Genomic DNA, 16,535 nt, shown 5'->3' on the forward strand with positions numbered 1-16,535 from the left:
GCATTCCTCCGCATAGCGAGGGGCGGCATCGGCGCGAAGCAGGCCAGGGACTGTGCAGCATCGCAGGGGAAGTGCTTATCACCCATTGCGGTGTCAACGCGTCAGAGAAAGCGTGACCCGACGAGTCACCCAAGATCGCCAAGCAACGTGCTGGCTGAGAAATGATGCGCAATCTGCGCCTGCAACAGTTCGGCGCAGCCCAGCGCATCGGTCAGCGCGTTGTGGGCCGGATAGTGCGGCAGATGATAACGGGCCCGACAGTCAGACAGGCGCAACGACAGTCGGGGGCGCGGTCGCCACCATTTCTGTCGCCAGCCGTTTTGCCGCTGTGCCGCAATAACGCGCGCCTCCAGCGCCAGCGTATCGATACAGGGGAACACAATGCCTTCGCCAATGCGCTTTTTAAATGCCGCATCCAGAAAAGGCTGTTCGATCCCTTTGTGATGGACCACCATCACGTTTCCCGCCATCATTGCCAGCAGCCTGAGCAGCACAGCATTCAGATCCGGGGCGCGGGCAATAGCGGAATGTGTGATGCCGTGAATAACCACCGACTCTGTTCGCAGGTCGGCACGCGGATTCAGTATCCAGTGCTGGCTGCCCTGGATACGGATGCGCGACAGGCTCATCGGCAGTAAACCGATACTGACAATATCATCATGCTGAGGATTCAGGCCGGTGGTTTCAAAATCCATCGCCAGTAAGGGAACGTCGGACAACGGTGTATCGGGTGACGGCATGCCAGACAAGTAGTAGTTTTTCAGCGCGGCATGGCGCGTTTCCCTGGCCCGTCTGGCGAGGACGGCGGGCCAGTCCTGCGGCAGCACGCTGTCCTGGCGGGCGCGAACACAGGGCGACAGCAATGCTTTATTGATATGCAGCATTAAACGCTCCGCCCTGGCTGATAGCGATATTTTAAAAATTTTTGCGCATTGCTGAGGATCTGAAAGGCATCCTTCAGATTCTTGCGCTCAAAGTCAGACAGATTAAGCGGTTCAATCCGGTTGTCCGGTTCCTGGCCGTTCTCCACATCCTGCGCCTGGTGGCGGATGCGCACCATCGAAATAAACTCCAGCGCATCCCGCAGATCCTGACCGCGTCCGTGGGGCAAAATGTCGGCCTGCATAATCGTCTGCAGCCGATCAAAGGAGTTATGCGCCGTTGCGCCCGCCGCCAGCGCATGCACACGAATCAGATCGGCCAGCGGGGCCGTTCCGCGCCGTTTCATATCAATGGATTGCGTATGCTGGCCGGAGGGCTCCATCACAAAGTTTTTAAAGAACCCCAGCGGCGGCTTTCGCAGCAAGGCATTGCGCGCCAGACAGGCGAGAAAACGGGCGTTGTGCCGCGCTTTGTGTCTGATACGCTGGTTAAGCTGTTCTCCCCATTCCACCTGGCCCCAGACGGCGTCCAGATCGAAGAAAATCGCGCTGTCCAGCAGTGATTGCGGTGAGGGCGAATCGATCCACTCATCAAAATAGCGTTCCCAGACGGAGAGCGGCTGACACCAGCGGCTGTTTGTCGCCATGATATTTCCCTTGCAGTAGCGATAGCCGCAGGCGTCCAGCCCGTCACTCACGCGTCGGGTCAGCGCCATAAAATAGGGCGCATGGCGCAGCGGGTCATAACGGTTATCCAGGATCAGGGCATTATCCTGATCGGTGACGAGCAGTTGCTCCTGGCGGGCCATCGAACCCAGGGTAATAAAGCAGTAGGGGACCGGCGGCGGCCCCAGTTCCGCCTCGGCCAGCGCCAGCAGGCGCTGCGTGAAGCTGCGACCAATGACCGCCATGGCGCGGCCAGTCATCTGCGAGTTGGCATCTTCACGTACGATGCGGCTGAAACAGGCACGCACCTCGTTTTTCAGGGCGCTCAGTTCGTCCGGGCGCTGGCAGTGAAAAATACGGCTGACGATAAACAGGCTGTTTTGCGATTCGTAGCGGATAATGTCCGATTGTGAAATCACGCCGACAGGACAGCCGTTTTTCATCACCGGCAGATGATGAATATTGTGCTGCATCATGGTCAGCATCGCTTCAGACAACAGCTGATAATGTTCCACATGGTTCAGCGGTGCGGTCATGATCGCCTTCACCGGTGTCTCAAACCCGAGTCCACCCGCGATGACCCGCTCACGCAGGTCTTTATCCGTCACGATGCCGGTCAGCGCCGGCCTGACGGCGGGGTTAACTTCTGCCATCGGCGTCACGATCAACAGCGAGGAGACATCCTCTTTACTCATTTTCACCGCCGCGTCGCGCACCGTGGCCCGGCTGTCGAGGGTAACGGGCGGTCGGCTAATCAGCGCCTCAATGCGGGAGGCCATCAGGCCGTTAGCCTCTTCTGTGCGCGCCACAGTTTGCCGGAGACGGGTGCGGTCCTCCACTTCCACTAAATCGGCAAATTCCTCGTATTTGCGAAACAGCGCATTAAAAATCGGGGCCGGGATCAGGTAAGTCAGCGTATCTTCCAGCGCGGTCACCGGAAAGCGTACGCTGTTTTCGCGCAACAAACCAAACTCGCCAAAATAGCCCCCGGCCGTCAGTCGGTTATACAGATCGCCATTGCGTCGGTAGATTTCCACCGCGCCGCTGCGAATCACATACCAGGCATCGACAGGCTGGCCAAAGGTGAGAACAGGCGTTCCGGCTTTGAAATAGCTGACCTCAATGTGCGCGGCGATGCGCGCCAGCGCCGTGAGCGGTAAGGTGTCAAACGGCGGATAGCGCTGAATGAAGTCGATAATTTCCTGATGGGCTGACTGCACGGTGACCTCCTTTTCTGCCACAGCGGACAGCCTGACCTGCGCGGTCCGCTCAACGCTGACTTATTGATTACGCACCGCAGGGGCAGAACGTGCCAGCCGCGGTTCTGACATCAGTCCTTTCACCACCGCGACTGAGGCGATCAGCAAGACCAGTGCGAACGGCAGCCCAGTCGAGACCACCATCGCCTGTAGCGCATCCAGTCCACCGCCGAGGATCAACGTTATCGCAACCAGCCCTTCAAACACGCACCAGAACACGCGCTGTGAAGTGGGAGAGTCGATCTTGCCACCGGAAGCAATAATATCGATGACCAGCGTGCCCGAATCCGCCGACGTCACAAAAAACACCACCACCAGAATAATCGCCACCACGCAGGTGATTTTTGCCAGCGGCAACGTATCCAGCATGGTGAACAACTGCAGCGGCAGAACAGCATCGGCAATGCTCTGATAGCCTTCGGTGAAATACTGATGAATGGTGGTGCCGCCCAGCACCGTCATCCACAGCACGCAGGCCAGTGACGGCACCAGCAGTACCGAGATCATGAATTCACGCACCGTGCGACCACGCGAGATGCGTGCAATGAACATCCCGACAAAGGGTGACCATGAGATCCACCATGCCCAGTAAAACGAGGTCCAGCCTGCGGCAAAATTGCTGTCAGGGCGGGCAACCGGATTCGACAGGGCGGGCAAAAACGCAAGATAGGAAGCCAGGTTTGAGAAAAAACCGCTAAACAAAATCAGGGTAGGGCCGACCACAATGATAAACAGCAGCAGTAACCCAGCCAGAATCATGTTGGCTTCAGATAACCGCCGTACGCCGACATCCAGCCCGGCCACCACCGAAAAGGTGGCAATCGCGGTGATGACGATCACCAGGACAATCTGCGTAGTTTGTCCTAATGGCACATCAAACAGAAAATTCAGGCCGGACGCCGCCTGGGAAGCGCCCAGCCCCAGCGAGGTTGCCAGACCAAACAGCGTCGCCAGTACAGCTAGGATATCAATGATGTGTCCCGGCCAGCCCCACACCGCGTCGCCCAGCAGCGGATAAAACAGCGAGCGAATCGTCAGCGGTAAACCTTTATTGAAAGAGAACAGCGCCAGACCTAATGCCAGAAAGGCGTAAATGGCCCAGGGATGCAGCGCCCAGTGAAAAATCGTGGCGGCCATCGCCAGCTGCTGCGCATTGTCGGCCGCGCCAACTGCACCATTCAGGGGAGCCCAGTCGGTACGTACACCGTTTTCCACGACGGTGCCACCCATTGAGCTGGAGAAGTGCGACAAAGGTTCGGAAACGCCATAAAACATCAGCCCAATGCCCATTCCGGCAGCAAACAGCATGGAGAACCAGGTCACGTAGTTGTAGTCAGGGCGGGCCAGCGTGCCGCCGAGGCGCACTTTACCGAGGGGGGAAATAATCAGGCCGAGACAGAGAAGAACAAAAATATTTCCGGCACTGATAAAGAACCAGTCGAGTCGGGTGGTCAGCCAGTTCAGCATTCCTTTAAACAGCGGTGCCACATCACTTTGAAAGACGAGCGTTAAAACGATAAAGGCAATAATGACCATCCCGGAGAGAACAAATACCCGGTTGTGAATATCCAGACCGAAGGGGCCAACATTTACCACGATATTGTCCTGCCCCACCTGATAATCAGTATCATAAGGTGCGACGTCCCCGTCAGGCAGCATGGGATCTCTGGCGTCTGCCATAATCATTTCCTCGCGATTTGTTCGTTGTTGTTAATGCCATCCTCAGCACGCCGGGCTGGCTCTGTTTTAGTTAACGGACATCGTTTCGCTCATCCCTGACAATCCCTGTTTTCCTGTGGTGCAAGAGTGCGGCTATCAGTCGCCTTTCCTTTCATTCAGCTGAACACCACCGTACGTTTTCCGCTTAAAAACACCCGTTTTTCGACGTGATAACGCACGGCATTAAATAACGTTACCCGCTCAATATCCTGTCCACGACTAATCAGGTCATCCGGATAAAGGGCGTGATCGACGCTCTGAATGCCCTGGGTAATAATCGGCCCTTCATCCAGATCGTTATTCACATAGTGGGCAGTGGCGCCGACCATTTTTACCCCTTTTTCCCAGGCCTGATGGTAAGGGCGCGCGCCTTTAAAGCCCGGCAGCAGGGAGTGATGAATATTGATGGCTTTTCCGTCGAGTTTTTCGCACATGGCAGGTGACAGGACCTGCATATAACGGGCCAGCACTACCAGGTCGATATGATGCTGCGCCAGCAGCGCCATAATGCGGGCTTCCTGTTCGGCGCGGTTCGCGTTATTTACCGGCAGATAGTAATAAGGAATACCGTGCCATTCGGCCAGGGAACAGAGATCGGGATGGTTAGAAATGATCAGCGGGACATCAATATTGAGCTGGCCGGTGCGGTGACGAAATAACAGATCGTTAAGACAGTGATCGAATTTAGACACCAGAATAGCGACGCGTTCGCGATGCTGCGGCGGCGTGAGTTGCCAGTGCATTTCAAAGGGCATCACGCGCGGCGTGAAATTATCCCGAAAAAGGTCGGTACTGAAGGGGGAGGCGGGTGAAAAGGCAACGCGAATAAAAAAACGGTGACTGACCCTGTCATCAAAAGAGTGTATTTCATTGATGTAGTGACCGGACTCTGCCATGAATCGGGTCACAACATCCACGGTACCCAGTTTACTCGGGCAACTGGCGGTAAAAATCCATGAATCGGGCAGCGCGCTCATGGGCAGCTCCTGTGAAGAAGAGAAACGCGTGCCGTCGGAAACGCGTCCGGCCGGCACAACAGGGCATTACTTCGTAATGGTCAGGCCATATTCACGACTGGCATCCTGTAACCACAGCCAGATGTAGTCGGCGAAGCTACGACGGACGACCAGTTCCCAGCGGTCTTCGCCGGTCCGGCGGATCAGTGCGCTGCTTTTGGCAAATACCGAACCTGCGACTTTGCCCACCGGGAACGCACGGGGATGGAGATCCAACACCGTGCTTTTCTTCAGCACATCAATGGCATGTTTGCCGGAGAGCGTCAGTATCGTCTGTCCGCCGCTGACGTTGACCACGGAGTAGTGACCGTCAATCTCTGCGCGCAACGCTTTTTCCACCGGAAACAGCTGGTCCATTGGCAGAACCACCAGCCACTCGTCGGGACTCAGCCAGCGCACAGAAATGTCGCCCTCTTCACAGGAGGTAAGGGGGACGGTGGGCAGCGCTACACCCAGCACCGTCAGGCAACCCCGCATAAAACTCCGGTTCTGCTGTGAACCGCGCAGCACCAGATGGCCCAGCAGCGCCTGTTCGCGCAGCTGAACGCCACCGGGCTGCGCATGGCTGGCCGCCAGCTTGTCCAGCCCGGCGTGATGCAGAGGGGATTCGGCGCGTACCTGCGCAGGCGCACACTGATCCATGACCGCCACCTGTCTGACAGTCTTTGCCGGTTTGGTTTCAGGTAAGAGGGTTTCAGACATGTTGACGTTCTCCTTTCGGATCGATAAAGACCGTGCTGCAGATTTCCGCTTCGACCACCCGGCCATCGGCCAGCGGGTAGAATACGGTTTCGCCCATGCGAGACAGCCCGCCTTTGATAAAGCCCATGGCGATGCTGCGATTCAGGTTAGCGCTCCAGTAGCTGGAGCTGATGTGGCCCAGGATATCCATCGGGACAGGCTGAGCAGGATCGGCCACCGCTTGTGCGCCTTCCGGCAAGACGATCATAGGATCGCGTGTTTTCAGCCCGACCAGCTGTTTGCGCTGGTCACGTACGCAGTCAGCCCGCGCCATGCCGCGTTTGCCGATATAGCTGAACGGTTTTGTGTCCGCGACGCACCAGCTCATATTGAGATCGTGCGGCGTCACCGAGCCGTCGGTGTCCTGACCGGCAATGATGAATCCCTTCTCGGCGCGCAGGATATGCATGGTTTCGGTGCCGTAAGGCGTCAGATCGTATTTTGCGCCGTGCGCAAAGAGTTTCTCCCAGACGTACAGGCCGTAATTGGCCTGTACGTTGATCTCAAACGACAGCTCACCGGTAAAGGAGATACGGAAGAGTCGTGCCGGTACGCCCGCTATCTTGCCTTCCTGCCAGTCCATAAACTTAAAGGTCTCTTTGTCCAGCGAGACGTCGCTGCACAGTTCAGCCAGTAAATTGCGGCTGTCTGGGCCGGATACGGTCATCGTGGCCCAGTGATCGGTCACGCTGGTAAAGAACACTTCCAGCTCCGGCCATTCGGTCTGATGGTACAACTCCAGCCATTCCATGACGTGTGCCGCGCCGCCGGTGGTGGTGGTCATCAGGAAGTGGTTTTCCGCCAGGCATGACGTCACGCCATCGTCGAACACCATGCCGCTTTCGCCGCACATCAGACCGTAACGGCATTTGCCGACGCCCAGTTTGGCCCAGGCGTTGGTATAAACACGGCTGATAAACTCACGGGCATCTTTGCCCTGAATATCAATTTTGCCCAGCGTGGACGCATCCAGAATGCCCACGCCATTGCGCACCGCACGACATTCGCGATCCAGCGTCTGTTGCATCGTTTCGCCGGCACGCGGGTAGTACCAGGGGCGCTTCCACTGGCCGACATCCTCGAACATCGCACCTTGCCTGACATGCCACGGGTGCATGGCGGTGAAGCGTTTGGGTTCAAACAGTTCACCACAGTTACGCCCCGCGATAGCGCCAAAGGCGATCGGCGTATAGTTCGGACGAAATACCGTGGTCCCGGTCTCGGGGATGCTCTTGCCCATCACTTTGGCGGCAATCGCCATACCGTTGATGTTGCCCAGCTTTCCCTGATCGGTGCCAAACCCCATTGCCGTATAGCGTTTAATGTGCTCAATCGCTTCAAACCCTTCCCGCGTTGCCAGGGCGATACCGTCGGCCGTAACGTCATTCTGCAAATCCACAAACTGCTTGGGTGCGCGGCTGATCGGTTTGATGTGCGGAATATGGAACAGGGCGGCAGGAGGATGTTCCAGCCACTTTTTCACATCGGGCAGGGCGACCTCGACCGGCGTCAGTCCCAGCTTCAGCGCAGCGTCCTGCCCGGCATTGATGCCTTCCTGCAGCACGTTATCAAGCGCATAGCGCCCGTTGATGCCGCCTGCCGTCAACTGCTTCTGATGTGTCGGCCCGGGCAGGAAACCCGTCACGTCCGTGTTCCAGACCGGACGGCTGCCGGTATGGCCCGCCAGATGAATGACCGGGCTCCAGCCACCAGAGCTGGCTACGGTGTCGCAGGTGAGGGAAAAGGGCTTGCCGGCGATCGCCTCACCTTTTTTATCCAGGGCGGCAATCGTGACGCCGCTGACGCGCTTCTTGCCCTTTACTTCAATAACGGCACTGCCGGTGATGATTCGAATACCGCGGCCACGAACAGCGGCGGCCAGTTCACCTTTGGTCACGGTTCGGGTATCTACCACGGCGACCACCTCGCGTCCCGCATCAGCCCAGTCGAGCGCGGTTCGGTAAGCGCTGTCATTGGTGGTCATCAGCACCAGCTGGTGACCGGGCACCACGCCATAGCGGTTGATGTAGGTGGAGATGGCAGAAGGGATCATGCAGCCCGGTACATCGTTATGGCTAAACACCAGCGGTCGCTCCTGGGCACCGGTGGCCAGCACGACCCAGTGTGCCCGGACGCGGTGCATACGCTGGCGAACCTGGGCCGCCGCAGCGCGATCGCCTTTGTAGTCGGTTCGGTTCTCGTTAACGGTAAGAAAGTTATGGTCGTGATAGCCATTCACCGTGGCGCGCGTCAGCAGCGTCACCTCCGGCATCGTCGCCAGTTCCGCCACCACCTTGTTGACCCATTCCATTGCCGGTTTGCCGTCAATCTGTTCCCGGCTGGCAAGCAGATGGCCACCGAATTCATCCTGCTCATCCGCCAGGATGACGCGGGCGCCGCTGCGACCGGCGGCGAGTGCCGCCATCAGGCCCGCAGGCCCGCCGCCCACAACCATGAGATCGCAATGCTGGTTCATGGCGTCATAGATATCGGGATCTTTCTCGCGTGGCGCGCGACCCAGACCGGCGGCTTTGCGGATGAATTTCTCATAGGTCGGCCACATCGATTGCGGATACATAAAGGTTTTGTAGTAAAACCCCGGCGGCATCACTTTGCCGCCAAGGTTGCCTACCAGACTCATCAGGTCGGATTCGACAGACGGCCAGCCGTTGGTGGCCGAACAGACCAGGCCGTCATAAAGGGCCTGCTGGGTAGCGCGCACGTTTGGCACCTGCGTGGCTTCTGTCGCGCCAAGCTGTAGCACTGCGTTCGGCTCTTCAGCGCCGGCGGCGACAATGCCGCGTGGACGGCTGTATTTAAAACTGCGACCGACAATATCAATGCCGTTGGCGAGCAGGGCGGAGGCGACGGTATCGCCTTCATAGCCCTGATACGGCTTGCCATTCCACGTAAAGGTCAGCGTACTGGAACGGTTAATTCTGCCGCCGGACGGCAGGCGATTCTTCTGGCTCATGCGCTCCGCTCCTTACGCGTGTTCACGGGATTCAGGCTGTTCGTTGAGTGTGTAAACCTGTTTAATCTCATAAGTCTGGGTATCACGTACCAGATTAAAGAATTTGCGGCATCCCGCGCTGTGCACCCAAAGTTCGTGATGTAATCCGCGCGGGTTTTTACGGAAATAGAGAAAGGTTCCCCACGCTTCATCACTGCACTGGTCCGGGTTAGCAGGCCGCGCGATATGCGCCTGGCCACGGGGATGAAACTCTTCTTCTTCGCGATACTCACCACAGTGAGGACAGTAAATGTGCAGCATGTTGTCACTCCTTAGTGGGCTACGCCTGCGGCGCCATGTTCATCGACCAGCGCACCGGTATAAAACCGGGACAGGGCGAAGGGTTCAGCAATCGGGTGCGGCGTGCCGTGCGCTAACTGATGGGCAAACAGGTTGCCGGAGCCAGGCGTAGCCTTAAAGCCACCGGTGCCCCAGCCGCAGTTAAAGAACAGGTTGCGCACCGGGGTGGACGAGAGAATCGGGCTGGCATCCGGGCAGGTGTCGACAATGCCGCCCCACTGACGGTTCATGCGGACACGGCTGGTGCACGGAAACAGCTCAACAATGGCCTGAATGGTGTGTTCAATGACGCTGTAGGATCCGCGCTGACCATAGCCGACCCAGCCATCAATACCTGCGCCGATGACCAGATCACCTTTATCTGACTGACTCATATAGCCATGCACATGGTTGGACATGACGACGGTATCCAGGAAGGGCTTGATCGGCTCGGAGACCAGCGCCTGAAGCGGATGGGATTCAACCGGCAGCTCAAAGCCGGCCATTTTGGCCATCACGCCAGAGTTACCGGCGGTGACGCACCCCACACGATCCGCTTTAATTACGCCGTGGTGGCGGGTTTTGACGCCGGTGATTTTGCCGTCACTGATTTCCATATCAATGACCTCGCAGTTCTGAATCAGATCGACGCCCAGGCTGTCCGCCGCACGGGCATAACCCCAGGCCACCGCATCGTGACGGGCATTGCCCCCGCGCCGCTGTACCGACGCGCCCAGTACCGGATAGCGCGCATCTTTGCTGCAGTCCAGTGCGGGGATCTCTTTCTGTAACTGGTCGCCGTAAACCATCTCGTTGTCGATGCCCTGCAGGCGATTGGCATTCGCCAGTCGTTCATTGGTGCGCAGGTCCTGCAACGTATGGCAGGTGTGATAAACCCCACGCTGAGAGAACATCTGGTTGTAGTTCAGCTCTTGTGACAGGCCTTCCCATAATTTCATGGCGTGCTCATACAGCGCTGCGGATTCATCCCACAGGTAGTTGGAGCGCACAATCGTGGTGTTACGGCAGATGTTGCCGCCGCCAAGATGGCCTTTTTCCAGCACCGCCACGTTGGTGATGCCGTGCTCTTTCGCCAGATAGTAGGCGGTAGCCAGACCGTGCCCCCCGCCGCCGATGATAATAACGTCGTAGCGTTTCTGCGGGGTGGGGTTGCGCCAGACTTTCTGCCAGTTCTCGTGATAGCTCAGACTGTGCCTGAGCAGGCCAAATCCTGAATAGCGTTGCATCATTTCTACTCCAGTAACTCTCGCGCGTGGGCGAATTGACAGACGATAAAACCGCGCCGCCGACCGAAGCCGGTGGCCGCCTGGCCTAACGGTAAACCGGGAAGCCCGCGCACAGGGACAGCACCTGCTGCTTCACCTGAGCAATCTTCGTCTCCAGCATGTCGGCGTTGTTCATCACATCCAGGATGTCGGCAATCCAGCCGGCCAGCATGCGACAGTGCGCTTCGCTGAAGCCGCGCGTGGTAACAACCGGCGCGCCAATGCGCAGACCGGAGGTCACAAACGGGGATTGTGGATCGCCGGGAACGGCATTTTTGTTGACGGTAATGTTGGCGCGTCCCAGCGCCGCATCGGCCGCTTTACCGGTCAGCCCCTGTTTAATCAGGCTGAGTAAAAACAGGTGGTTGTCGGTGCCGCCTGAGACCACATCGTAGCCACGCGTCATAAACACGTCGGCCATCGCGCGGGCATTGTTGACCACGCGACGCTGGTAGTCGGTATAGTCAGGCTGCATGGCCTCTTTAAAGGCGACGGCTTTGGCGGCGATCACATGCATCAACGGACCGCCCTGGCCGCCCGGAAACACGGCAGCGTTGAGCTTTTTCTCCAGCTCGGGGTTGGCTTTTGCCAGAATCAGGCCGCCGCGCGGACCGCGCAGGGTTTTATGCGTGGTGGTAGTGACCACATCGGCATAGGGCAGTGGAGTGGGATAAAGGCCCGCCGCGACCAGGCCCGCCACATGCGCCATGTCGACAAACAGCCAGGCACCGACCTTATCGGCAATGGCGCGGAAGCGCGCCCAGTCCACGACGCGTGAGTAGGCCGAGAAACCGGCGACGATCATTTTCGGCCGATGTTCCAGCGCCAGCGCTTCGACCTGTTCATAATCAATTTCGCCGCTGGCTTCATTCAGGCCGTACTGTACGGCACGGTAAATTTTGCCGGAGAAGCTGACATGGGCGCCGTGCGTCAGATGACCACCGTGCGCCAGGCTCATGCCCAGAATGGTGTCGCCCGGCTGGCACAACGCCATATAGACCGCCGCATTCGCCTGCGAACCCGAATGGGGCTGCACGTTAGCGTAATCGGCACCAAACAGCGCACAGGCACGTTCTGTTGCCAGTTTTTCGACTACGTCGACATATTCACAGCCGCCGTAGTAGCGCTTCCCCGGATAGCCTTCTGCATATTTATTGGTCAGTACCGTACCCTGAGCCTGCATCACGCGCGGGCTGGTGTAATTCTCGGAGGCGATAAGCTCAATATGCTCTTCCTGACGCACCGCTTCCTGTTCAATGGCCTGCCACAGTTCACTGTCAAAGCTTTGAATATCGTCGCGCTTCGCAAACATGCTTTTCTCCTTGCCCGGATAACCACGCAGCGCCTGCTTTGGGCCTGAACCGTTCAGGGCAGCGGTAGAGTGAATGTGGGAGGGATAATAACCAGCGTCACCGATGCCGAAATGTTTGGTAGCGCCCCGGCGATATCAATTTGCGACATACCCACGCAAGGCGGACACATTGAACGGTGAAGAACGGCAGAAAGGGCAAAACATGGCGAATTCATCGCCAAATACGTCGTTATCCGGCATCTCTTGTTTTTCATCCGCGCAGATAATGCGGCTGTCATTCACTCAACGGCAGGCATAAGCCCGGGAGCGCAACATGAGTATCAGTGTCTTCGATCTGTTCAAAGTCGGAATTGGTCCCTCCAGTTCACATACCGTTGGCCCTATGCGCGCGGCACAACGCTTTGTCGAACCGCTCGGTCACCGTGAGGATCGTGGGATGATTTACCGCATCAAAGTCGAACTGTTTGGTTCGCTCAGCGCCACCGGGCGCGGGCACAGTACGGATAAAGCGGTACTGATGGGGCTGATGGGCGCGTCACCCGATACCGTCGATCCCGCTACGATCAACAGCACGATACAGGCGATTGATGAAACCGGCTCCCTCACACTGCCCTGGGGAGAAAACATTGCGTTCGACAGCCATGAGGACCTGCTGTTTGTCGATGATGTGCTCGCTTACCATCCGAACGCGATGCGCCTGAGCGCGTTTTACCGCAACGGGCAAAGCCATTCGACCGTGTATTACTCCATTGGGGGCGGATTTGTGCTGGATGAGAATGAGGCGCTGGCGTCGGCACATCTGGTGCCACAGTGCACGCTGCCCTACGACTTTAACAGCGGCGCCGCTTTGCTGGCACACTGTGCGGACCGGCAGTTACGCATCAGTGCACTGATGCTGGAGAATGAAAAAGTCTGGCGCACGGAGGCCGGGATTCGGACCGGTCTGGCGCAGATCTGGCAGGTGATGCAGCAGTGCATTGCCAATGGTCTGGAAAATGAAGGCATCCTGCCGGGAGGGCTTAACGTGCGCCGACGAGCGGCCATGCTCTACCGATCGCTGTGCCGCGCCTCAGCGGAAAATGTGATCAGTTCAACCCTGTCGGCGATGGACTGGATCAACCTCTATGCGCTGGCGGTCAATGAGGAGAATGCGGCAGGCGGGCGTATGGTTACCGCGCCCACGAACGGGGCGGCAGGTATTATCCCGGCGGTACTGATGTACTACATGAAGTTTAAACCCCAGGCGCGCGAAGACGATGTGGTCGATTTTCTGCTCGCGGCGGCGGCGATCGGCGCACTGTGCAAGAAAAATGCTTCCATTTCGGGGGCCGAAGTCGGCTGCCAGGGTGAGGTGGGGTCCGCCTGTGCTATGGCAGCAGCCGGCCTGACCGAGGTGCTGGGTGGCACGCCCGAGCAGGTCGAAAATGCCGCCGAGATTGCGCTGGAGCATAATCTCGGTCTGACCTGCGATCCGGTTGGCGGACTGGTGCAGGTGCCGTGCATCGAACGCAATGCCATTGCGGCAATGAAAGCGATAAACGCGGCACAGATGGCGCTGCGCGGCGACGGTCAGCACTTTATTTCGCTGGATAAAGTGATTCGCACCATGCGCGACACCGGACGGGATATGCAGGATAAATACAAGGAAACCTCGCGCGGTGGGCTGGCGGTCAACGCGATTGAATGTTAACAATGTGTTGGTTTTTGGTTACTTGCGCTTATGGGTTCGAATAAAAAACAGCCAGAAAAACACGTCACAAAACAGTGCAATAAAACCGTCATATGACTAAAACGGTTCAGCGGGTGCACCGTTATGAAGCCTGCCTGCGTTGAAAGGGCAGCAATGATCAAATCTGTGAAGCTGAACAAACATTTGTTTCGCTTATGTTAACTGTGTGTCATTTTTGCGTCGTGCGACCTGGTGACGAATGGCATGGCTGTTGCTTACTCTATAGGTGTTGGAAAGCAGTTGGGTGAAATACCCCTGGGTGATGTTCCTGTTAAGCCTAATAGAGGTCAGCGCACATGTTCGATACAGACGCAATTCATAAACGTTCCTCTACTGAAAATAAAACGCGCAGCGTAGGCTTTCTGCTGGTGAATAATTTCACCATGATCGCGCTGGCAACCGCCGTTGAACCCTTACGCATGGCGAACCAGCTGAGCGGCAAGGAGCTGTACAGCTGGTATACCGTCAGTGAAGAGGGCGCGCCCGTTGTCGCCAGTGACGGGATTGCCATTACACCCGACCATTCGATGGCGAACGTGCCGGCACTGGATGTCCTGATTGTGGTCGGCGGTGTCAACATTACCCGCAGCTATTCCAGTCGACAGATTGGCTGGCTGCAAAGTCTGGCGCGCCGTAAGATCCTGATTGGTGGCATCTGTACCGGCCCGTACCTGCTGGCGGAAGCGGGGCTGCTGGATGGCTATCACTGCAGCGCCCACTGGGAATGCATAGCCTCCATGCAGGAAGCCTATCCCCGCGTGATCTGCACCAATCAGCTGTTTGTGATTGAGCAGGATCGCATGACCAGCAGTGGCGGTACTGTACCGATGGATATGATGCTGACGATGATTCAACGGCATTTTGGCCATCAGCTCACCGCCGCCATTTCAGAGATGTTTATCTGCGACCGGGTCCGCAACGAGTCCGATTACCAGCGTATTCCCCTGCGCCATGTACTCGGCACCGCCCAGCCCAGCCTGGTCGAAGCCGTTTCCCTGATGGAGGCCAATATCGAAGAGGCCATCGATCTGGATGAACTGGCCGGATACGTGGGCCTGTCCCGGCGACAGCTGGAACGGCTGTTCCAGAAATATCTGCACTGTTCGCCCTCACGTTACTACTTAAAGCTGCGTCTGTTCCGCGCCCGTCAGTTATTAAAACAAACCTCCATGTCGATTATTGAAATTGCGCTGGCCTGCGGTTTTGTTTCCACGCCGCACTTCAGTAAATGCTATCGCGAACACCTTGGCGTGCCGCCGCGTGAAGAGCGGCGCGGCGTTCACAGCCAGGGCAGCGGCAAAACGCTGACGCAGTTTTTCATGGCCGACCTGCCCGGCCTGACTAACTGGCAGCAGGAAAGCACCGTCTCCACCTCCCTGCGTATTCTGAACGAAGCGCGGTTTGAACCCACCTTTGGCTCCGTCACGCTGCCGGGCAATCTCTGACGCCTGTCTTACCCCACTGCGTCAGCAAAAAACAGCCTTTCGGGGCTGTTTTTTGCTTCGGGTCCCGCAACGTATTGCCGTTTTTCTGTGCCCTGATCTGCGCCAGCGGTCAGGCAAGTGACGTTTTCAGAACAATTCTGCCCGCGCGTAAACCCTATTCTGTTTTCATCAGGCCGCATCCGGTTATGACGTAAACCAGAGAGGAAGATATGAACGCGACTGAATTGCATGATTCTGCGATTGTCATTGATGGGTTGGTCATTGCGAAGTGGGACAGAGCGCTGTTTGAAGATATGCGCCGCGGCGGACTCACCGCGGCCAACTGCACGGTATCCGTGTGGGAGGGCTTCCAGAGCACGGTGAATAACATTGTCGAGATGAATCACCTGATTGCGCAAAACGCCGATCTGGTCACCAAAGTCACCACGACGCGCGATATCCGCCGCGCTAAGGACGAAGGCAAAACCGGGATTCTGCTGGGCTTCCAGAATGCCCATGCGTTTGAAGACCAGCTTGGCTATATCCAGGTGTTTAAAGAACTGGGTGTCGGTGTGGTGCAGATGGCCTATAACACGCAGAACCTGGTCGGTACCGGCTGCTATGAGCGTGACGGCGGCCTCTCGGGCTACGGCCATGAAGTCGTGGCGGAAATGAACCGCGTCGGCATGCTGTGCGACCTGTCGCACGTCGGCGCGCAAACTTCGAAAGAGGTGATCCTCGCCTCGAAAAAACCGGTGTGCTACTCACACTGCCTGCCATCAGGTCTGAAAGATCACCCACGCAATAAATCGGATGAAGAGTTGAAGTTTATTGCCGATCACGGCGGCTTTGTTGGCGTCACCATGTTTACCCCGTTTTTAAAGAACGGTATCCACTCCACCATCGAGGATTATGTCGAAGCCATCGACTACATCTTTAACCGGGTCGGGGAAGACCAAATCGGCATTGGCACCGATTTCACCCAGGGACATGGCCAGGCATTTTTCGAATGGCTGACTCACGACAAAGGTTACGCCCGCCAGTTAACGGACTTCGGCAAGATCATCAACCCGGAGGGCATTCGTACTTTGGGCGAATTCCCGAATTTAACCGCCGCCTTGTTACGTCACGGCTTCACCGAAAAGCAGGTGCGTAAATTTATGGGCGAAAACTGGCTCAATCTGCTGGCCAATGTCTGGAACGAGTAAAT

12 protein-coding genes are annotated in these 16,535 nt (G+C 57.2%); 3 read left to right on the forward strand and 9 right to left on the reverse strand.

The window, feature by feature from the left end; genetic code table 11:
• Nucleotides 1–125: 125 nt before the first annotated feature.
• The 9 genes from RAC90_RS00495 to glyA all read right to left on the reverse strand — a co-directional run bounded on the left by RAC90_RS00495 (nt 126) and on the right by glyA (nt 12,172).
• Complete coding sequence (locus tag RAC90_RS00495; protein ID WP_033740392.1) at nt 126–884, reverse strand: 3'-5' exonuclease; 759 nt, start codon at nt 882–884, stop codon at nt 126–128.
• Nucleotides 884–2,767 (reverse strand): DUF294 nucleotidyltransferase-like domain-containing protein, encoded by a 1,884-nt coding sequence (locus tag RAC90_RS00500; protein ID WP_375123814.1) that lies wholly within the window; start codon nt 2,765–2,767, stop codon nt 884–886. The genes RAC90_RS00495 and RAC90_RS00500 overlap by 1 nt, the downstream gene beginning before the upstream one ends.
• Nucleotides 2,768–2,827: 60 nt before the next feature.
• Nucleotides 2,828–4,486, reverse strand: a complete 1,659-nt coding sequence (locus tag RAC90_RS00505) for a BCCT family transporter (protein WP_039338067.1) — start codon at nt 4,484–4,486, stop codon at nt 2,828–2,830.
• 155 nt (nt 4,487–4,641) lie between these two features.
• A complete protein-coding gene (gene purU / locus RAC90_RS00510) occupies nt 4,642–5,502 on the reverse strand; it encodes a formyltetrahydrofolate deformylase (protein ID WP_375123815.1) in 861 nt (286 codons plus the stop codon).
• Between the two features lie 66 nt (nt 5,503–5,568).
• Nucleotides 5,569–6,243 (reverse strand): sarcosine oxidase subunit gamma, encoded by a 675-nt coding sequence (locus tag RAC90_RS00515; protein ID WP_081011341.1) that lies wholly within the window; start codon nt 6,241–6,243, stop codon nt 5,569–5,571.
• Complete coding sequence (locus tag RAC90_RS00520; protein ID WP_375123816.1) at nt 6,236–9,256, reverse strand: sarcosine oxidase subunit alpha family protein; 3,021 nt, start codon at nt 9,254–9,256, stop codon at nt 6,236–6,238. Before RAC90_RS00520 ends, RAC90_RS00515 begins: the two co-directional genes overlap by 8 nt.
• A gap of 12 nt (nt 9,257–9,268) precedes the next feature.
• A complete protein-coding gene (locus tag RAC90_RS00525) occupies nt 9,269–9,556 on the reverse strand; it encodes a sarcosine oxidase subunit delta (protein ID WP_033740381.1) in 288 nt (95 codons plus the stop codon).
• An 11-nt stretch (nt 9,557–9,567) separates the two neighbouring features.
• Nucleotides 9,568–10,821, reverse strand: coding sequence for a sarcosine oxidase subunit beta family protein (locus tag RAC90_RS00530; RefSeq protein WP_033740946.1), 1,254 nt, complete (start codon nt 10,819–10,821; stop codon nt 9,568–9,570).
• Nucleotides 10,822–10,906: 85 nt separating this feature from the next.
• The gene (gene glyA / locus RAC90_RS00535) at nt 10,907–12,172 is read right to left on the reverse strand and encodes a serine hydroxymethyltransferase (RefSeq protein WP_375123817.1); all 1,266 of its coding nucleotides are present in this window, start codon (nt 12,170–12,172) and stop codon (nt 10,907–10,909) included.
• A gap of 313 nt (nt 12,173–12,485) precedes the next feature.
• Between glyA and RAC90_RS00540 the strand changes: the two genes are divergently transcribed.
• From RAC90_RS00540 to RAC90_RS00550, 3 genes are all read left to right on the forward strand, one after another.
• Complete coding sequence (locus RAC90_RS00540) at nt 12,486–13,862, forward strand: L-serine ammonia-lyase (protein ID WP_375123818.1); 1,377 nt, start codon at nt 12,486–12,488, stop codon at nt 13,860–13,862.
• 335 nt (nt 13,863–14,197) lie between these two features.
• The gene (locus RAC90_RS00545; RefSeq protein ID WP_033740379.1) at nt 14,198–15,346 is read left to right on the forward strand and encodes a GlxA family transcriptional regulator; all 1,149 of its coding nucleotides are present in this window, start codon (nt 14,198–14,200) and stop codon (nt 15,344–15,346) included.
• A gap of 209 nt (nt 15,347–15,555) precedes the next feature.
• Nucleotides 15,556–16,533, forward strand: a complete 978-nt coding sequence (locus tag RAC90_RS00550) for a dipeptidase (RefSeq protein WP_033740378.1) — start codon at nt 15,556–15,558, stop codon at nt 16,531–16,533.
• Nucleotides 16,534–16,535: the final 2 nt, after the last annotated feature.

The organism is Pantoea sp. CS_6 (assembly GCF_041954745.1).
Lineage (GTDB): Bacteria > Pseudomonadota > Gammaproteobacteria > Enterobacterales > Enterobacteriaceae > Pantoea > Pantoea stewartii.